Source organism: Streptomyces sp. NPDC057939 (assembly GCF_042887545.1).
GTDB lineage: Bacteria > Actinomycetota > Actinomycetes > Streptomycetales > Streptomycetaceae > Streptomyces.
The window spans coordinates 22,474-39,799 of sequence record NZ_JBHVPG010000058.1 but is presented as its reverse complement, the minus strand read 5'-3'; the positions used below and the strand labels follow the sequence as shown (position 1 = coordinate 39,799).

Here is a 17,326-nt window from a genome sequence, read left to right as displayed (position 1 = left end):
TTAGCATCCGTGCCATGACTGACGGTACGGATCGCCCGCACAACCCCCAGCCCGACCCCGCCGCCGGGAGCGGCGGCGGTTACGGATTCCCGCAGGGGATACCCGGCGGGTACGGCGGCCGGCCGGACTCGGGGCAGCCGGGTTCCGGCCTGCCGGGGCCCGCGCAGCCCAATCCGTACCAACAGGAGCCCCCGCAGGGGCAGCCGCAGCCCGGCCGGCCGCTGGGGGTGTTCCCGCCGGCGGAACCGTTCGCGCAGGCCGAGCCGTTCGCACCCGCACCGGCTCCGGAGACCTTCGCCTCGTCCTCGCAGCCGGACTGGCAGGCGATGGCCGACCGCAGCGAGGCGCAGCAGCGCAAGCGCCGCCTGTTGACCATCGGGATCGGGGCCCTGGCCGTCGTGCTGGTGGCCTCGGGGACGGCGTTCTTCCTGCTCAAGGGGGACGGGGAACCCGTGGACAAGCCGACGACGGCGGCCTCCGGCTCGCCGAGCCCCTCGGAGCAGCCGTCGGAGGCCCCCGAGTCGAAGGCGCCGGAGGACGACTCCCCCACCGTGGCCGGTGAGCCGAACCTGCTGCGCGACCGCAACGGTCGGATGGGCATCGCCCTGGGCCCCGGTGCCTCGCTGGGTGAACTCTCCAAGCGGACCGAGGTCAGGTTCAAGGGCACGGACGACTCGTACGCCCAGGGCGCCGAGGCGGCCGTGGACGTCACGAAGAGCTTCACCGTCTCGACGCGCGCCTACAACGTGGCCGAGACGGGCTCCCGGATGGCGGTGAGCCAGGGCGACGGGGTCTCGTACTCGTTCGAGTTGGGCTTCGAGGTCGTGAACGGCAAGAAGGCCTGGGTGTTCCGGGTTCAGACCGGGGACAAGGGCCAGGCGGCCACGGCGCAGCAGGTCGTGGCGGACAACGTCGAGACCGTGCGGACCTGGGCCCTGTTGACGGGTACGTACGACGCGGAGAAGAAGACGATCGCGCTCTGGGTGGACGACAGGATGGTCGGCCAGGCGCAGGTCTCCGGCATCTGGGCGGGTCCCGGGCCGCTGCAGTTGGGCCGGGCGCGCCACCACGGGATCTGGAGTGCGGCGTGGGACGGGCCGCTGGACCACATCCGGGTCTTCGGCCAGGCCTTGGGCCAGGAACAGATCACGGGGCTGAAGAACAACAAGCTCGACAAGAAGACCAGGCCGACGCATTCGTGGCTGATCTGATCCCCTGCCGGGATACGCCCCCCGGGGCTCCTACGGCCCCTGGGGTGGGCGCGGCGTCGGCGTTCGTCAGAGGGTGACGCCGGCGTTGCGCAGGAAGGCGACCGGGTTGATGGCCGAGCCGTAGTTCGGGGTGGTGCGGATCTCGAAGTGCAGGTGCGGGCCGCTGGAGTTGCCGGTGTTGCCGGACAGCGCGATCCGCTGGTCGGCGGCGACCTTCTGGCCGATCCGGACCTGGATCTTCGACAGGTGGGCGTACTGGGAGTACTTGTTGTTCGCGTGCTTGATCACGACGGCGTTGCCGTAGGCGGGGCCGTCGCCGCCACCGTTCGGGCCGGCCTTGACGACGGTGCCGGCGGCAGCGGCGGCCACCGGGGTGCCGACGGGAACGGCGAAGTCCTGGCCGGAGTGCTTGTGCGACCACATGCTGCCGCCCTTGCCGTAGGTCGCGGAGAGCGTGTAGCGCTTGACCGGCTTCTTCCAGGTGGTGTTCTTGCCACCGGCGGCCTTGGCGGCGGCCTTGGCCTGCGCCTGCGCCTGGACGGCGACCAGTTCGGCGGTACCGGATACGGCGGCCGGCGCCGCGTCGGCGAGGGCCACGTTCGCTCCGGCACCGAGAGCCAGTGCCGCACCGAGTCCGGTGGCGACGACGGCGATACGGGTACGACGGGTGCTGACGCGGTTCGCGGACATGTGCAGACCTCCGGGGCCGGGGACGAGGAAGTGGATCGGGCAAGAAAGGACCCGGCTCTGCGGCGGTGAAGCCGTCGGTGCCGGGCTTGCTCAACCTTGGTAACCCGGGCCCCCGGACTTCCCCAAACCTCCCCGTTACTACCCGGACTCGTAGCTAACCGGAGGGCGATCTTCCTGTTGACGCCCCCCAGGCTGGGCCTGTAGGTGGACAAAAGGGACGTCAAAATCTACGAGAGGTCCTAGTAGGTCCGATTTGTTCTGTGCGGCTTGTCACCGGGCCCCGACCCCCATTGAGACCCCGGTCACCACGACCAACACCCCACGCCCCACGGCGTATCCACACCCCCGCCCTCACCTGCCCACCCCCACCCCGAACACTCCCCCGGGCCGGGAGCCGACCCCGGGCCCCTGAAGACACGGCCACGGACCGAGCCCGGCGGGCCGGGAGCACTGCCCCTTCTCCCACCCGAGCGGCGCTGAACGGCCCGGGCAAGGCTCGGCACGGCTGGCACGGCTCGGCACGGCTCGGCACGGCAACCCGTACCCCACCCGCCCCGGGGGCCGGTCCCGGGAACAGGGAAGCGGACAGGGACCGCCGCCACCGGAACCCGAGGGGGCGGCCCCCCGGGCATGGAGGCGGGCCCCGGGCCCGGGCGTCGGCTCCCCGCCCCCGGGCAGCGGAAAGGGGCGGCCCCGGGACTCGAAGTCCCGGGGCCGCCCCTTCGTCCTGCTACCAGCGGCTAGCGCCTACGCACCCTTGGAGAGGTCCGGGCCCGAGCCCGTGGCCTCGATCGGGGGGAGGTCGGGCAGCGCCGACTTCTCCTCGCCGCGGAAGGTGAACTTGGCTTCCTCGCCCTCACCCTCCACGCCGACGACCACGATGTGACCGGGACGCAGCTCGCCGAAGAGGATCTTCTCCGACAGCAGGTCCTCGATCTCGCGCTGGATGGTCCGACGCAGCGGGCGCGCACCCATGATCGGGTCGTAGCCGCGCTTGGCCAGGAGCATCTTCGCGTCACCGCTGAGCTCGATGCCCATGTCGCGGTCCTTGAGGCGCTCGTCCACCTTGGCGATCATCAGGTCGACGATCTGGATGATGTCTTCCTGCGTGAGCTGGTGGAAGACGACCGTGTCGTCGACGCGGTTGAGGAACTCGGGCCGGAAGTGCTGCTTGAGCTCTTCGTTGACCTTCGCCTTCATCCGGTCGTAACCGGTCTTGACGTCGCCCTGGGCGGCGAAGCCCAGGTTGAAGCCCTTGGAGATGTCCCGCGTACCCAGGTTGGTCGTCATGATGATGACCGTGTTCTTGAAGTCCACGACCCGGCCCTGGGAGTCGGTCAGGCGACCGTCCTCCAGGATCTGGAGAAGGGAATTGAAGATATCCGGGTGCGCCTTCTCGACCTCGTCGAAGAGGACGACGGAGAACGGCTTCCGGCGGACCTTCTCGGTCAGCTGGCCGCCCTCCTCGTAGCCCACGTAGCCGGGGGGCGAACCGAAGAGACGCGAAACCGTGTGCTTCTCGCTGAACTCCGACATGTCGAGGGAGATCAGCGCGTCCTCGTCACCGAAGAGGAATTCGGCGAGCGTCTTGGAGAGCTCGGTCTTACCGACACCGGACGGGCCGGCGAAGATGAACGAGCCACCGGGACGCTTCGGGTCCTTCAGACCCGCACGGGTGCGGCGGATGGCCTGGGAGAGCGCCTTGATGGCGTCCTTCTGGCCGATGACGCGACGGTGGAGCTCGTCCTCCATGCGCAGGAGGCGGGAAGACTCCTCCTCCGTGAGCTTGAAGACGGGAATGCCGGTCGCGGTCGCGAGGACTTCGGCGATGAGCTCGCCGTCGACCTCGGCGACGACGTCCATGTCGCCGGCCTTCCATTCCTTCTCGCGCTTGGCCTTCGCGGCGAGCAGCTGCTTCTCCGAATCACGGAGCGAAGCCGCCTTCTCGAAGTCCTGGGAGTCGATGGCCGACTCCTTGTCGCGGCGCACGCCCGCGATCTTCTCGTCGAACTCGCGGAGGTCCGGCGGCGCGGTCATCCGACGGATGCGCATCCGGGAGCCGGCCTCGTCGATCAGGTCGATCGCCTTGTCCGGCAGGAAGCGGTCCGAGATGTACCGGTCCGCCAGCGTCGCCGCCTGGACGAGGGCCTCGTCCGTGATGGAGACGCGGTGGTGGGCCTCGTAGCGGTCGCGCAGACCCTTGAGGATCTCGATCGTGTGGGGGAGGGAAGGCTCCGCCACCTGGATCGGCTGGAAGCGGCGCTCGAGGGCCGCGTCCTTCTCAAGGTGCTTGCGGTACTCGTCCAGCGTGGTGGCGCCGATGGTCTGGAGCTCACCACGGGCCAGCATGGGCTTCAGGATGCTCGCGGCGTCGATCGCGCCCTCGGCGGCACCCGCACCCACGAGGGTGTGGAGCTCGTCGATGAACAGGATGATGTCGCCGCGGGTGCGGATCTCCTTGAGGACCTTCTTCAGGCGCTCCTCGAAGTCACCGCGGTAGCGGGAACCCGCCACCAGCGCACCCAGGTCCAGGGTGTAGAGGTGCTTGTCCTTGAGGGTCTCGGGCACCTCGCCCTTGACGATCGCCTGGGCCAGGCCCTCGACGACGGCGGTCTTGCCGACGCCGGGCTCGCCGATGAGGACCGGGTTGTTCTTGGTCCGGCGGGACAGCACCTGCATGACCCGCTCGATCTCCTTCTCGCGCCCGATGACCGGGTCGAGCTTGGATTCGCGAGCGGCCTGCGTGAGGTTGCGGCCGAACTGGTCGAGGACGAGCGAGGTCGAGGGGGTTCCCTCGGCCGGGCCGCCTGCCGTGGCCGACTCCTTGCCGCCTCCGGTGTAGCCGGAAAGCAGCTGGATGACCTGCTGCCGGACCCTGTTGAGATCGGCGCCCAGCTTCACGAGGACCTGGGCGGCGACGCCCTCGCCCTCGCGGATCAGGCCGAGCAGGATGTGCTCGGTGCCGATGTAGTTGTGGCCGAGCTGGAGGGCCTCGCGGAGCGAAAGCTCCAGGACCTTCTTCGCCCGCGGGGTGAAGGGGATGTGGCCGGACGGGGCCTGCTGCCCCTGACCGATGATCTCCTCAACCTGCTGGCGAACAGCCTCGAGCGAAATCCCGAGGCTCTCCAGGGCCTTAGCGGCGACACCCTCACCCTCGTGGATCAAGCCCAGGAGGATGTGCTCGGTGCCGATGTAGTTGTGGTTGAGCATCCGGGCTTCTTCCTGAGCCAGGACGACAACCCGCCGCGCGCGGTCGGTGAACCTCTCGAACATCGTTTATCGCTCCTCAGAGCGGTCGGGCAGTTCGGGGTCGGTCCCCGCCCTGTCCTACCGCATGCTAGTCCCGTGAGGCGGGACAGCTCATTCCAACTGCCGACATCCGTCCACGGCTCACCCCCACATCGGTGAGGAAAACCGGCTGTAAGAGCCGACTACTGCTCCAACCCGATCCTGCGAGACGATGTTCCCGCAGGCCAGGCAGATACCCGTCACACGTGTACGCCGATGGCGAACGGAAGCCGCCCAAATCAGCGTGTCGCCCCGATCCACTAGGAATGTCTTACCCGTAAGGACTGACACTCCATGCCGATGGGCGCGGTTCCCTCCGCTACGGGCGAACACGCTTGTGTCCCGAATGTGGGACTCCACTCTGCGGACGTTTACGTTCCGCATTGTTTCCGGCGCGCTGCGTAACCCCGGAGCGTTCCGCGGAGTTGCTCGGGCATGGCCGTCAGCCCGATCAGCTCCGTCGTCGTGCCGCCACCCCGCGTCCCGACCGAGCGGGACGTGTGCGCCCCGTGGTCCCACTGGTACGAGCGCGTCCTCGGCTGGAAGCTCGCCGCCGGGTCTCCCGCACAGCTCGTCACCGGTCTCCGGTTCGACGTGCTGGAGCTACCGGCGGACGCCGGGGCCGAGGTGCTGCGCAGGCCCGTGCCCACCGGTCCGGTGGCGCTGATGGGGCGCAGGATGCGCTTCCTGGTCGCTCCGGGCTCCGCCGAGGAGCTGGAGGGGCTGCTCGACTGGCTGGAGTGGGGCGGGGTGCCCCTCGACCTCACCGCCGTCGGTTCCGGGGGCAGGATCACCGCTCCCGTACCGCCCGGGTGGGCGCAAAGCCCTCGGGGGGCCGCCGTCTGGCTGCGGCCCCCCGAGCTGGGGTGCGAGGCATCGCTGCCGTCCCTGCCCGCTCCCGGGCAGGGCGCCGGTTCCGGACGGAGCGCCGGTCCCGGCCTCGTACTACTGGTGGCCGCGGCGGCGACGGAATGCCACCGCGCCCGCCTGTGGCGGCGTACGCCTCAGCCCCTGGCTTCGTAGGCCTCTCGGATCTCGGCCGGTACGCGGCCGCGATCGTTCACGCTGAGACCCTGGGCCTTGGCCCACGCGCGGATCTCGGCGGTGTCCGGGCTGCCGGAGGAAGCCGCGGCGCGGCCCTTCGTGCGGCCGGCGGACGCGCGCCCGCCGGTGCGGCGGCCGCTCTTGGCGTACGGGTCGAGCAGCCCGCGGAGCTTTTCAGCGTTGGCGGTGGTGAGGTCGATCTCGTAGGTCTTGCCATCCAGAGCGAACGTCACGGTCTCGTCCGCCTCGCCACCGTCGAGGTCGTCGACAAGAAGGACCTGAACCTTCTGTGCCACCGGATTTCCTTTCATCGAAAATGCAGTACGCGGAAAGGAAACCGCTTTTGCCTGGAAAACACAAACCCCCGGTGAGAGGTTCAGGACCTCAACAAGGCGGGAAACGTGCGCGATTCGGACATAGGCCACAGGGCGTCCGGGCCCGGAAAATGCCGCTGTGATCGTTCACAGGTGCAGAAGCATCCGACTGTTGCCCAAGGTGTTCGGCTTCACTCGTTCGAGACCGAGGAACTCGGCGACACCCTCGTCATAGGAACGCAGGAGCTCCATGTAGACATCGGTCTCGACCGGGGTCTCGCCGATCTCGACGAAGCCGTGCTTCGCGAAGAAGTCCACTTCGAAGGTCAGGCAGAATACCCGGCTCACCCCGAGCAGACGGGCCGTCTCCAACAACTTGGCGAGCACCAGATGCCCGACGCCGCCGCCCTTCAACTCGCGGTCGACGGCGAGTGTGCGTACTTCCGCGAGGTCTTCCCACATGACGTGGAGAGCCCCGCACCCCACGACCTGCCCGTCACCGTCGCGTTCCGCGACCCAGAACTCCTGGATGTCCTCGTAAAGGACCACGGGGGCTTTGTCGAGGAGGATCCGCTGCTGCACGTACTGGTCGAGCAGGCGGCGCAGCGCCGGAACATCACGGGTGCGCGCTCGGCGGATGGTCACTGTTTTCACGTCTGCGGCGGAAAGCTCTCCCATACCCGGACGCTATCGCCCCGGCTCGGGTTCCTGTGCGTCGGACTCCCCTTCCGGTTCGGCGGGGGCGGGTGCCGGCTCGGGATCCGCGGGAGTCCCGGCATCGTCGTGCTGAACCACGCGCATGGCATCGCGTAGGGCTTCGCGCTGTTCCTGCGACATCATGCCGAAGAAGGCGACAAGAGCGGCGGCCGGGCTGTCACTGGTGGACCAGGCTTCGTTCATCAGTGCGGCCGAGTAGGCGGCGCGGGTGGAGACCGCCGTATATCTATAGGCGCGGCCTTCGGCTTCCCGGCGGACCCAGCCCTTCTGATGGAGATTGTCCATAACCGTCATGACCGTGGTGTACGCGATGGACCGTTCCTGCTGGAGGTCTTCCAGGACTTCCCGAACGGTGACCGGGCGGTTCCACTGCCACACCCGCGTCATGACTGCGTCTTCGAGTTCTCCCAAGGGGCGAGGCACAACAGCACGATAGTGCGGAATCGACCGAATTGCCCGACCATTCGTCGGGCAACGCGCGGCCAAACCCGTCGGGCGGCCCTCGCCGGGGCGCCCGACGCGGTCGGTCGGGCCGCGGGCGGCCCCGTTACTTCTGCGGCTGCTGGGCGGCCTCGGCGCGGGCGATCACGGCGTCGACGGCGGCGTCTTCCTTGTTCTTGTTGGCACCGCCCTGGCTCTTCACGATCGTCACGACGAGAGCGATGAAGAACGCGGCCATCACGACGGGGGGCACGAGAGCGGATACGTAGTCCATGCCCCCAGCGTAGCCAGTGCCGGGTGCGCAAGGACCTGCCGGGTCGCGGTGTCCGGCACGGCATCCGGCACGGGCGTCGCGGGGCGGATCCGTGACGCCCGTGCCGGACACCGCGAGGCGGACGGCACCTCGACGACAGGCCCTACCCGACGGCGCGGCCGGCAGCCGGGGGCGGGGTGGGCTTGCGGCGCGGCGGGAAGACCTCGCCGGGCGTCGGGACGGGTCGTGCGGGCTGCGCGGGGCGCGGCTCCTCGGGCTTGCGGTCCGGGGTCGGCTTCGGGCCGGGCTGCCCGGGGGGCGGCGAGCCGGCGGAGCGGGGCTCCTCGCGGCCGCCGGCCAGGGCCAGCAGCCGGGTGCGGGGTGCGGGCGCGGCGGCCGACAGGCGGCGGCGCACGGAGCGCTCCGCGACGGTCCGGGCCCGTGCCAGGACCGCGGCGGCGACGGGGTTGCCGCGCAGGGCGCGCAGGGCCGCGAGGTCGTCCGGGACCGGCTCGTACCCGGCGGCCAGGGCGTCCTGGAGCAGCTCCAGGTAGCCGGGGAGGCTGCCGGGGAGGGCGTCCCGGTAGCGGGCCAGATCGGCCAGCAGGAAGGCTCTGAGCCGGCCCGCCTCCGCTACCGCGTCGTCCACCGACGCCGCGAGGCGCAGGCAGTCCTGGACCTCGGCGGCCGTCAGGGGGGCCGAGGAGGGCTGGAGGGCGTGGGCGAGGAGGCGCCTGAGCACGAGCAGCTCGGCGGCGCCGAACGCCATGCCGCCGCGGGATCCGTAGGGCGTGGGCATGCGCCGAAGATACGCGCTAATCGGACAAAATCCCCCCATGGTGGGGAATTTCGGCGCGGCGGGAACCGTGGCCGGACCCTGGCGGGGGCCGCGGCGAGGGCCGCGGCGAGGCTTCGTCGGCGCGCCGGGTTCCGGGCCCGGTCGGCCCTCGAACCGTCCGCCGCCCGCTCCCGGTGCGGGCGGTTTCCGGTCGGCCGTCAGCCGGTCGTCTTCACGGACCGCAGGAAATCGGCCCAGGCGGCGTGGGTGGTGGCCATCACGAGGTGCGCCGGGTCGGCCCGGTCCGCGACCCGTACGAGCCGTCCCGGGGCGGCCGCGACGTAGACGCAGGCGTCCCCGTCGCCGCAGTAGGACGACTTCTGCCAGGCAGGCCGGGCGGCGTTCTCGGTCATGGTGTCTCCTCCGCCGTGGACTAGGTTCGTGTGGTTCTCGACCGGCACGCTATCGCCGGTGGAGTCGCACTCCGGCCATTTCCGTCAAAATCACAGCGCAAAAATTACCAACGCCGTACGCGAGGTCCGCGCCCCGGGTATCCGGGCGGAATGCGGGGGTCGATCCGGGCCGTCATTCCACGGGGAAGGCGTACGCGATCTCGTAGCGGGAGTCCGGGACGACCAGGTCGGCGGTTTCGACGGGGCGGCCCTCGCTGTCGAAGTAGGTGCGCTCGATCTCGGTGATCAACGCGCCGAGGCTGACGCCGAGCAGGTTGGCCCGGTCCTGGTTCGCCCGGGACGGGCGCGGGACCTCCACCACGGAGGTGACGGTGATGCCGATGGACCGCATCCGCGCGACGACGCCCGCACCGCGCAGGTCGCCCACCTCGGGCAGTACGACGGGGGTTCCGGAGGTGATCGCCAACGGCTCCCAGGACTCGGAGAGTTCGGCGGGGCTGCCGTCGGCCATGAACTCGTAGCGGGTCATCACGCACGGGTCGCCCGGCGCGATGGCCAGCCGGGCCGCGATGCGTTCGGGGGCCGGTACCCGCGGGACGGTCCTGGAGTCCCAGGAGGCTGCGATGCCGTGCGCTGCCGCCTCGGTCCGGAAGGCGTTGCCGGCGCCGGGGACCCGTCGGCGGGTGCGGAGCATCCGCATCCGCCGGCGCGGGGTGCGGACGTACGTGCCGGAGCCTGCGCGGCCCTCCAGGAAGCCCTCGATGATCAGCTGTTCCATCGCCCGTTGGGTGACGTTCTGCCCGACGAGGTACTCGCGGGCGAACCGGGCGCGGGAGGGGAGCCGGTCGCCGACCTCCCACTCGCCCGCCTCGATCCGGGACCGGAGCGAGTCGACCACCTGCAAGTACGGTGATTCACGGGGCATTTGGTCACCTCGGGAGCCTGTGCGTCCGACGACGCCGCCCAAGCTAACCCATCAGGTCGAAGCTGACGGATCGACCTGACCGGGGGTGAGGTCGCCGCGGAGGGCCGGCGCGCACGACGGCCCCCGCCCGGGCTGCGGGCGGGGGCCGGTGGGCGGACGCACCACCGTCGGCGTCGAGCGTCGGGCGTCAGGCGAACTTGGGCGCGTTGCGCTCGTACACCAGCCGCAGGCCGATCAGCGTCAGCCACGGCTCGTGGTCGTCGATCGCCGAGGACTCGCCGAGGACGATCGGGGCGAGCCCGCCCGTCGCGATGACGCGCACGTCGTCCGGGTCGCCGCCCGGGCCCGCGAGCTCCTTCGCCATGCGGGCGACGATGCCGTCGACCTGGCCCGCGAACCCGTAGACCACGCCGGCCTGCATGGCCTCGACCGTGGACTTGCCGATGACGTTCCGCGGCCGGGCCAGCTCGATCTTGCGCAGTTGCGCCCCGCGCACGCCGAGCGCCTCCATCGAGATCTCGATGCCCGGGGAGATCACCCCGCCCACGTACTCGCCCTTCGCGGACACCGCGTCGAAGGTGGTGGCCGTACCGAAGTCGACGACGATCGCCGGGCCCCCGTACAGCTCGGCGGCGGCGACCGCGTTCACGATGCGGTCCGCGCCGACCTCCTTCGGGTTGTCCATCAGGATCGGCACGCCCGTCTTCGTGCCGGGCTCCACCAACACCGCCGGGACGTCACCGTAGTAGCGGCGGGTGACCTCGCGCAGCTCGTGCAGGACGGAGGGCACCGTCGCGCAGATCGCGATGCCGTGGATGCCGTCGCCCAGCTCCGTGCCGAGCATCGGGTGCATCCCCATCAGGCCCTGCATCAGGACGGCCAGCTCGTCGGCCGTCCGGCGCGGGTCGGTCGAGATGCGCCAGTGCTCGACGATCTCGTCACCGTCGAACAGGCCCAGGACCGTGTGGGTGTTGCCCACGTCGATGGTGAGGAGCACCGCTTACACCGCCTCGCGCAGGTCGAGCCCGATGTCCAGGATCGGCGAGGAGTGCGTCAGGCCGCCGACCGCCAGGTAGTCCACGCCGGTCTCCGCGTAGCCGCGGGCCGTCTCCAGGGTGAGCCGGCCCGAGGACTCCAGGGTGGCGCGGCCGGCGACGAAGGCGACGGCCTCCTTGGTCTGCTCGACGGTGAAGTTGTCCAGCAGGATCAGGTCGGCGCCCGCGTCCACGACCTCGCGGACCTGGTCCATCGTGTCGGCCTCGACCTCGACCGGCACCTCCGGGAAGGCCTCGCGGACGGCCTTGAAGGCCTGCGCGATGCCGCCCGCGGCGATCACGTGGTTGTCCTTGACGAGCGCCGCGTCCGACAGCGACATGCGGTGGTTGACGCCGCCGCCGCAGCGGACCGCGTACTTCTCCAGGGAGCGCAGGCCGGGCGTGGTCTTGCGGGTGTCGCGGACCTTGGCGTCGGTGCCCTCCAGGACGTCCGCCCAGCGGCGGGTGGCCGTCGCGATGCCCGACAGCCGGCACAGGATGTTCAGTGCGCTGCGCTCGGCGGTCAACAGGTCCCGGGTGCGGGCGCGGACGGACAGCAGGACGTCGCCCTTCGCGACCCGGTCGCCGTCCTCGGCGTGCCGCTCGACCTCGAAGGACTCGGTGCAGACGACGGAGAACACGGCCTCGGCGATGCGCAGTCCCGCCACCACGCCGTCCTCGCGGGCCACGAAGTCGGCGATGGCCTCGGCCTCCTCGGGGACGGTGGCGACGGTGGTGACGTCGACGCCGCCGTCCAGGTCCTCGGACAGCGCCATGTGCGCGATGTCCTCGACCTCGATCGGGTCCAGGCCCGCGTCCTCCAGCAGCTGCGCCAGCGCCGGGTCCAGGCCGGACTCCTCGCCCTCGCCGCAGCCGCAGTCGTCGCCGCAGCCGCCTTCGTTCTGGTCGATCAGGGGAAGTTCGGGGGTGCTCACGTCACTGCTCCATGCTCGGGGGGTTGAGGGGGACGTCCACGGACGGGAAGTCCGCGGAGTCGGTGGGGGTGACGACCAGGGCGCGCTTCTCCGTCGCCGACAGTCGCACCACGAGGTGGCGGCGCCAGTCGGCGTCGTCCCGGTCGGGGTGGTCCTCGCGCCAGTGGCAGCCGCGGGTCTCCGCGCGCCGCTGGGCGGCGGCGACCAGGACGCGGGCCACGCACAGCAGGTTGGTCGCCTCCCAGGTCTCCACCCCCGGTACGGCCGTCTTGCCGTGGCTCTCCAGCTCGCCGAGCGCCCTCGTGTACAGGGTCTCCAGGGCCTCGGCGGCCTCGGCCAGCGAGGAGGCGGAGCGGAGCACGCCCGCGCCCTCCGTCATGATCCGCTGGACCTCGTGGCGGGCCTCGGCCGGCTGGAGGGGGCCGGTGGCGGGTGCCGGGGTCTCCGGGCGGCTGCCGGAGGGCGTGCGGGCGACGATGTCGTCGGCGATCCGCTCGGCGAAGACCAGGCCCTCCAGGAGGGAGTTCGAGGCCAGCCGGTTCGCGCCGTGCACGCCCGTGCAGGCCACCTCGCCGCACGCGTACAGGCCGGGGACCGTGGTGCGGCCCTGGAGGTCCGTACGGACGCCGCCGGAGGCGTAGTGCGCGGCCGGCGCGACCGGGATCGGCTCCGTCACCGGGTCGATGCCGTGGGACCGGCAGGCCGCCAGGATCGTCGGGAAGCGCTGCTCCCACATCTCCGCGCCGAAGTGCCGGGCGTCGAGGTACATGTGCTGGGCGCCCTGCTCCTGCATGCGGCGCATGATGCCCTTGGCGACGATGTCGCGCGGGGCCAGCTCGGCCAGCTCGTGCTGCCCGGTCATGAAGCGGACCCCGTCGGCGTCGACGAGGTGGGCGCCCTCGCCGCGGACCGCCTCCGACACCAGGGGCTGCTGGCCTTCGGCGTCCGCGCCGAGGAACAGCACGGTCGGGTGGAACTGCACGAATTCGAGGTCGGAGACCTCGGCTCCCGCGCGCAGGGCGAGGGCGACGCCGTCGCCCGTGGAGACCGAGGGGTTGGTCGTCGCGGAGAAGACCTGGCCCATGCCGCCGGTCGCGAGGATCACGGCCGGGGCGTGGACGGCGCCGACGCCGTCGTGCTGGCCCTCGCCCATCACGTGCAGGGTGACGCCGGCCGTACGGCCGGCGGCGTCCTGGAGGAGGTCCAGGACGAGCGCGTTCTCCACCGTCTCGATGCCGGCCGCGTGGACCGCCTCGACCAGGGCCCGGGAGATCTCGGCGCCGGTGGCGTCGCCGCCCGCGTGCGCGATCCGGCGCCGGTGGTGGCCGCCCTCGCGGGTCAGCTCTATCTCGCCGGTCTCCGCGGAGGTGTCGAAGACGGCGCCGGTCGCGATGAGCCGGCGCACCGCGTCCGGTCCCTCGGTGACGAGGAGCCGGACGGCCGCCTCGTCGCACAGGCCCGCGCCCGCGACGAGCGTGTCGTCCAGGTGCTGCTCGGGGGTGTCGCCGTCGCCGAGCGCCGCGGCGATGCCGCCCTGCGCCCAGCGGGTGGAGCCGTCGTCGAGCCGTGCCTTGGTGACCACGACCGTACGGCGGCCCGCGGCGGCGCAGCGCAGCGCCGCGGTCAGTCCCGCGACGCCGGATCCGACGACCACGACGTCCGCTTCGACGGCCCAGCCGGGCGCCGGGGCGTGCAGCCGTATGCCGGTTCCCTTGCCGCTGTCGGGCGCGGTGCCTCTGCCTGTGGTGCTCACGCGTGTGCTCCGAATTCCAATGGGATGTTGTCGATCAGCCGGGTCGTGCCGACCTTCGCCGCGACGGCCAGTACGGCCCGTCCGGTGAAGCCGTGGCCGACGTCGGCGAAGTCCCGGGGGTCGACCAGCGCCAGGTAGTCCAGCACCAGCGGCGGCTCGTGACGGCCCGCCTCCTCCAGGACGTGGCGGGCTGCGGCCCGTACGGCGTCCGGCAGCCCGGAACCCGCCGCCGACACGGCGTGCGCGTCGGCGGAGGCCCGGATCTCGCCGAGCCGGGCCAGGGCCGTCGCCCGCTCGTCGCTCGCGGGGGCGGCCTCGGCGCGGGCGCGCAGCGCGGCCTGGGCGGCGAGCCGGTCGCGGCCGGCGAACAGGGCCCGGGACAGGGCCAGGGCCGTGCGCCGCTCCTCGGCGGAGAGGTAGCGGTTGCGGGACGACAGCGCGAGGCCGTCGTCCTCGCGGACGGTCGGTACGCCGGCCACCTCGACGGGGAAGTTCAGGTCGGTCACCATGCGCCGGATCAGGGCCAGTTGCTGGGCGTCCTTCTGGCCGAAGAGGGCCAGGTCGGGGCGGGTGAGGTGGAGCAGCTTCGCGACGACGGTGAGCATGCCGTCGAAGTGGCCGGGGCGGGTGGCCCCTTCGAGGCGTTCGCCCATGGGCCCGGCCGCCACCCGTACCTGTGGGGCGCCGCCCGGGTAGACCTCGTCGACGGAGGGCGCGAAGACGGCGTCGGCGCCGGCCTCCCCGCAGATCGCGAGGTCGGCGTCGAGGGTGCGGGGGTAGCGGTCGAGGTCCTCGTTCGCGCCGAACTGGAGCGGGTTCACGAAGACGGTCACCACGACCTGGCCCCGCGGTCCCGCTTCCTCGCGGGCGGTGCGGATCAAGGTGGCGTGGCCCTCGTGGAGGGCGCCCATGGTCATCACGACGGCGCGGCGGCCGTTCCGGGGGAGCTTTTCGAGCTCTTCGGCGGTGTTCAGCAGCAGTGGGCCGGTCATCGCTCGTCACCCTCCGGTTCGGCGGTGTCCTCGGCGCCGGTGTCCGCGAGGACGCCCAGCAGGTCCTCGGCGAGTTCGGGCTTGAGCAGGCCGTGCGCGAGGGCCCGGTCCGCGGTGGTGCGGGCCATCGCCAGGTATCCGGGGACGGTGGCCGGGGCGTGCTTGCGCAGTTCCGACACGTGCGCGGCGACGGTACCGGCGTCACCGCGGGCGACGGGCCCGGTGAGGGCGGCGTCGCCGGAGCGCAGCGCGTTGTCGAGGGCCGCGCCGAGCAGCGGGCCGAGCATCCGGTCGGGGTGTTCGACGCCCGCCCTGGCCAGCAGCTCCATCGACTGCGCGACGAGGGTGACCAGGTGGTTCGCGCCGAGGGCGAGAGCGGCGTGGTAGAGCGGACGGTCGCCCTCCGCGATCCACTCGGGTTCCCCGCCCATCTCGATGACCAGGGCCTCCGCGGCGAGCCGCAGCTCGTCGGGGGCGGTCACGCCGAAGGAGCAGCCCGCCAGGCGTTGCACGTCGACCTCGGTGCCGGTGAACGTCATCGCGGGGTGCAGGGCCAGCGGGAGGGCGCCCGCCCGGCGGGCCGGGTCCAGCACGGAGGTTCCGTACCGGCCGGAGGTGTGCACGAGGAGCTGGCCGGGCCGGACGGCCCCGGTCTCGGCGAGTCCCTCGACGAGGCCCGGCAGGGTGTCGTCGGGGACGGTCAGCAGGACCAGGTCGGCCCGCTCCAGCACCTGGGCGGGTGGCACGACCGGTACGTCGGGCAGCATCCGTTCCGCGCGGCGCACGGAGGCGTCCGAGACGGCGGACACGGCGACGGGCCGGTGTCCGGCCTGCTGGAGGGCCCGGGCCAGGGCGGGGCCGACGCGACCGGCGCCGACAACGCCGACGGCGAGCCGGGCGGGGCGGTCGGACGGATCCCGGGGCTCCGTCTGATGGGGTGCGTTCACGCGGGGAATGCCTTCCGTTCCAGTCCGCGGGGGGTACCGGACGATACGCCGCCATGCTAGCCCCTGGGGGGCGGGGCCGATCGGCGGCGATCGGCGATGATCAGGGGCATGACTGACGACGCGGAACGCGGGAAGCGGCTGGTGGCGGCCTGGCGCGGGGCCGATCGGGTCCTCTCGCACAGCCTGCTGGAACCCACGGTCGGCGAGCTGCTCGCGGGGCTCGCCGAGGCCCCCTACGACATGGACGCACCGGCCGACCTGTACGGCGACGGCGTCGTCGGCGACCTGGAGCGCCGGGTCGCCGAACTGCTGGGCACCGAGGACGCCGCGTTCTTCCCGTCCGGGACGATGGCCCAGCAGGTCGCGCTGCGGTGCTGGGCGGGGCGCACCGGGAGCCCGGTCGTGGCGCTGCACCCCATGAGCCATCCGGAGCGTTGGGAGGGCGGCGCCCTGTCCGTCGTTTCCGGGTTGCGCACGGTCCACCCGGTGGCGGAGGCCCGTCAGCCGACCGCCGCCGAGGTCCGGGACCACCCGGAGTCCTTCGGGACCCTGATGCTGGAGCTGCCGCTGCGCGACGCGGGGTTCCTGCTGCCCACGTGGGAGGAGCTGACGGAGCTGGTCGAGGCGGCCCGGGAGCGGGACGCGGTCGTCCACCTGGACGGGGCCCGGCTGTGGGAGACCACCGTCCACTTCGGCCGCCCGTTGTCGGAGATCGCGGGGCTCGCCGACTCCGTGTACGTCTCCTTCTACAAGTCCCTGGGCGGCCTGAGCGGCGCCGCCCTGGCCGGCTCGCGGTCGTTCGTCGAGGAGACCCGGGTGTGGCGCCACCGGTACGGGGGCCAGATCTTCCGCCAGTTCCCGCAGGCCCTGTCCGCGCTGGCCGGCCTGGCCGGGGAGCTGCCCCGCCTGCCCTCCTACGTCGCGGCGGCCCGGACGGTCGCCGAGGCGCTGCGGGAGGGCTTCGAGGAGGCCGGGCTGCCCTGGTTCCGGGTCCATCCGCAGGTGCCGCACACCCACCAGTTCCAGGTGTGGCTGCCCCATGAGGCGGACCGCCTCACGGAGGCGGGCCTGCGCCTCGCGGAGGAGACGGGCACGGTCCTGTTCCGTCGGTGGTCGCCCGACGGGCCCCCGGGCCTCGCGATGACGGAGCTGGAGGTGACCGCCCCGGGCCTGGCCTGGACCCCGCACGACGTCCGGGACGCGGTGCGGGGTTTCCTGGCGCGGCTGGAGGCGTAGGCCGTCCCCTCCGGATCCTGCCGGGGCGGTCCCCTCAGCAGGCCCTGCGGCGCAGCGGGAGCAGGCGGCGCAGCCTGGTGCGCCAGCGGTGGGTCGCGGGGCGGCCGGCGAGGACGGAGCGGAACTGGGCCTCGGTGTGCAGGGCGCGCAGCGCGGCGACGTCGTCGCGGCCCGGGGGCGGAGGCATCGGCGTGCGGTGTTGGGAGGCCCGGTAGGTGTCGATGAGGTACTGCTCGATGGCGGTCATGCATCCACCCTCACCCCGTCGGCCGCAGCCCGCCCCTCAATTGACGTTCCGCGTCAATCGATGCCCCCGACCTGCGACGGAGCCCTCGTGCGGGTCGCCCGGACGGCG

At 72.0% G+C, this 17,326-nt stretch carries 18 protein-coding genes; 3 read left to right on the top strand and 15 right to left on the bottom strand.

The window, feature by feature from the left end; genetic code table 11:
- Positions 1-14 precede the first annotated feature (14 nt).
- Complete coding sequence (locus ACFVS6_RS36860) at positions 15-1,211, top strand: LamG-like jellyroll fold domain-containing protein (protein WP_389710909.1); 1,197 nt, start codon at positions 15-17, stop codon at positions 1,209-1,211.
- 66 nt (positions 1,212-1,277) lie between these two features.
- Here ACFVS6_RS36860 and ACFVS6_RS36855 read toward each other — a convergent pair whose 3' ends face one another.
- On the bottom strand, positions 1,278-1,901 hold the full coding sequence (locus tag ACFVS6_RS36855; RefSeq protein ID WP_389710908.1) for a M23 family metallopeptidase: 624 nt from the start codon (positions 1,899-1,901) through the stop codon (positions 1,278-1,280).
- 747 nt (positions 1,902-2,648) lie between these two features.
- Complete coding sequence (locus ACFVS6_RS36850; RefSeq protein ID WP_388904553.1) at positions 2,649-5,174, bottom strand: ATP-dependent Clp protease ATP-binding subunit; 2,526 nt, start codon at positions 5,172-5,174, stop codon at positions 2,649-2,651.
- 450 nt (positions 5,175-5,624) lie between these two features.
- Between ACFVS6_RS36850 and ACFVS6_RS36845 the strand changes: the two genes are divergently transcribed.
- The gene (locus ACFVS6_RS36845; protein WP_389710907.1) at positions 5,625-6,212 is read left to right on the top strand and encodes an SCO3374 family protein; all 588 of its coding nucleotides are present in this window, start codon (positions 5,625-5,627) and stop codon (positions 6,210-6,212) included.
- On the opposite strand, the gene ACFVS6_RS36840 is transcribed toward ACFVS6_RS36845, so the two are convergent.
- The 12 genes from ACFVS6_RS36840 to ACFVS6_RS36785 all read right to left on the bottom strand — a co-directional run bounded on the left by ACFVS6_RS36840 (position 6,194) and on the right by ACFVS6_RS36785 (position 15,735).
- On the bottom strand, positions 6,194-6,529 hold the full coding sequence (locus ACFVS6_RS36840) for an Lsr2 family protein (RefSeq protein WP_281211103.1): 336 nt from the start codon (positions 6,527-6,529) through the stop codon (positions 6,194-6,196). The two genes, ACFVS6_RS36845 and ACFVS6_RS36840, sit on opposite strands and share 19 nt — an antisense overlap.
- Before the next feature lie 165 nt (positions 6,530-6,694).
- A complete protein-coding gene (locus ACFVS6_RS36835) occupies positions 6,695-7,225 on the bottom strand; it encodes an amino-acid N-acetyltransferase (protein WP_389710906.1) in 531 nt (176 codons plus the stop codon).
- Between the two features lie 9 nt (positions 7,226-7,234).
- Positions 7,235-7,687, bottom strand: coding sequence for a BlaI/MecI/CopY family transcriptional regulator (locus ACFVS6_RS36830; RefSeq protein ID WP_389710905.1), 453 nt, complete (start codon positions 7,685-7,687; stop codon positions 7,235-7,237).
- A gap of 124 nt (positions 7,688-7,811) precedes the next feature.
- Positions 7,812-7,979, bottom strand: coding sequence for a hypothetical protein (locus tag ACFVS6_RS36825; RefSeq protein WP_362882126.1), 168 nt, complete (start codon positions 7,977-7,979; stop codon positions 7,812-7,814).
- 142 nt (positions 7,980-8,121) lie between these two features.
- Positions 8,122-8,757, bottom strand: a complete 636-nt coding sequence (locus tag ACFVS6_RS36820) for a hypothetical protein (RefSeq protein WP_389710904.1) — start codon at positions 8,755-8,757, stop codon at positions 8,122-8,124.
- Between the two features lie 197 nt (positions 8,758-8,954).
- Positions 8,955-9,149 (bottom strand): DUF397 domain-containing protein, encoded by a 195-nt coding sequence (locus tag ACFVS6_RS36815; RefSeq protein ID WP_281211138.1) that lies wholly within the window; start codon positions 9,147-9,149, stop codon positions 8,955-8,957.
- Between the two features lie 172 nt (positions 9,150-9,321).
- Positions 9,322-10,074, bottom strand: a complete 753-nt coding sequence (locus ACFVS6_RS36810; RefSeq protein WP_389710903.1) for a GntR family transcriptional regulator — start codon at positions 10,072-10,074, stop codon at positions 9,322-9,324.
- Positions 10,075-10,261: 187 nt separating this feature from the next.
- The gene (locus tag ACFVS6_RS36805) at positions 10,262-11,071 is read right to left on the bottom strand and encodes a type III pantothenate kinase (protein WP_389710902.1); all 810 of its coding nucleotides are present in this window, start codon (positions 11,069-11,071) and stop codon (positions 10,262-10,264) included.
- A gap of 3 nt (positions 11,072-11,074) precedes the next feature.
- The gene (gene nadC / locus ACFVS6_RS36800) at positions 11,075-12,043 is read right to left on the bottom strand and encodes a carboxylating nicotinate-nucleotide diphosphorylase (RefSeq protein ID WP_388904562.1); all 969 of its coding nucleotides are present in this window, start codon (positions 12,041-12,043) and stop codon (positions 11,075-11,077) included.
- Position 12,044: 1 nt separating this feature from the next.
- Positions 12,045-13,796, bottom strand: a complete 1,752-nt coding sequence (locus ACFVS6_RS36795) for an L-aspartate oxidase (RefSeq protein WP_389710901.1) — start codon at positions 13,794-13,796, stop codon at positions 12,045-12,047.
- Positions 13,793-14,788: a pantoate--beta-alanine ligase gene (panC, locus tag ACFVS6_RS36790; RefSeq protein ID WP_389710900.1), complete on the bottom strand. Its 996-nt coding sequence runs from the start codon at positions 14,786-14,788 to the stop codon at positions 13,793-13,795. Before panC ends, ACFVS6_RS36795 begins: the two co-directional genes overlap by 4 nt.
- A complete protein-coding gene (locus tag ACFVS6_RS36785) occupies positions 14,785-15,735 on the bottom strand; it encodes a Rossmann-like and DUF2520 domain-containing protein (RefSeq protein WP_389710899.1) in 951 nt (316 codons plus the stop codon). Before ACFVS6_RS36785 ends, panC begins: the two co-directional genes overlap by 4 nt.
- Positions 15,736-15,843: 108 nt before the next feature.
- On the opposite strand from ACFVS6_RS36785, the gene ACFVS6_RS36780 reads away from it, so the two are divergent.
- Positions 15,844-16,971 (top strand): threonine aldolase family protein, encoded by a 1,128-nt coding sequence (locus ACFVS6_RS36780; RefSeq protein WP_389710898.1) that lies wholly within the window; start codon positions 15,844-15,846, stop codon positions 16,969-16,971.
- 34 nt (positions 16,972-17,005) lie between these two features.
- Here ACFVS6_RS36780 and ACFVS6_RS36775 read toward each other — a convergent pair whose 3' ends face one another.
- The gene (locus tag ACFVS6_RS36775; protein WP_389710897.1) at positions 17,006-17,218 is read right to left on the bottom strand and encodes a hypothetical protein; all 213 of its coding nucleotides are present in this window, start codon (positions 17,216-17,218) and stop codon (positions 17,006-17,008) included.
- Positions 17,219-17,326: the final 108 nt, after the last annotated feature.

Excerpts from the sequence above, each read along its gene's own strand:
- ACFVS6_RS36860 (WP_389710909.1), top strand. The coding sequence starts at position 15 with ATGACTGACGGTACGGATCGCCCGCACAACCCCCAGCCCGACCCCGCC.
- ACFVS6_RS36855 (WP_389710908.1), bottom strand. The coding sequence starts at position 1,901 with ATGTCCGCGAACCGCGTCAGCACCCGTCGTACCCGTATCGCCGTCGTC.
- ACFVS6_RS36850 (WP_388904553.1), bottom strand. The coding sequence starts at position 5,174 with ATGTTCGAGAGGTTCACCGACCGCGCGCGGCGGGTTGTCGTCCTGGCT.
- ACFVS6_RS36845 (WP_389710907.1), top strand. The coding sequence starts at position 5,625 with ATGGCCGTCAGCCCGATCAGCTCCGTCGTCGTGCCGCCACCCCGCGTC.
- ACFVS6_RS36835 (WP_389710906.1), bottom strand. The coding sequence starts at position 7,225 with ATGGGAGAGCTTTCCGCCGCAGACGTGAAAACAGTGACCATCCGCCGA.
- ACFVS6_RS36825 (WP_362882126.1), bottom strand. The coding sequence starts at position 7,979 with ATGGACTACGTATCCGCTCTCGTGCCCCCCGTCGTGATGGCCGCGTTC.
- ACFVS6_RS36820 (WP_389710904.1), bottom strand. The coding sequence starts at position 8,757 with ATGCCCACGCCCTACGGATCCCGCGGCGGCATGGCGTTCGGCGCCGCC.
- ACFVS6_RS36815 (WP_281211138.1), bottom strand. The coding sequence starts at position 9,149 with ATGACCGAGAACGCCGCCCGGCCTGCCTGGCAGAAGTCGTCCTACTGC.
- ACFVS6_RS36810 (WP_389710903.1), bottom strand. The coding sequence starts at position 10,074 with ATGCCCCGTGAATCACCGTACTTGCAGGTGGTCGACTCGCTCCGGTCC.
- panC (WP_389710900.1), bottom strand. The coding sequence starts at position 14,788 with ATGACCGGCCCACTGCTGCTGAACACCGCCGAAGAGCTCGAAAAGCTC.
- ACFVS6_RS36780 (WP_389710898.1), top strand. The coding sequence starts at position 15,844 with ATGACTGACGACGCGGAACGCGGGAAGCGGCTGGTGGCGGCCTGGCGC.
- ACFVS6_RS36775 (WP_389710897.1), bottom strand. The coding sequence starts at position 17,218 with ATGACCGCCATCGAGCAGTACCTCATCGACACCTACCGGGCCTCCCAA.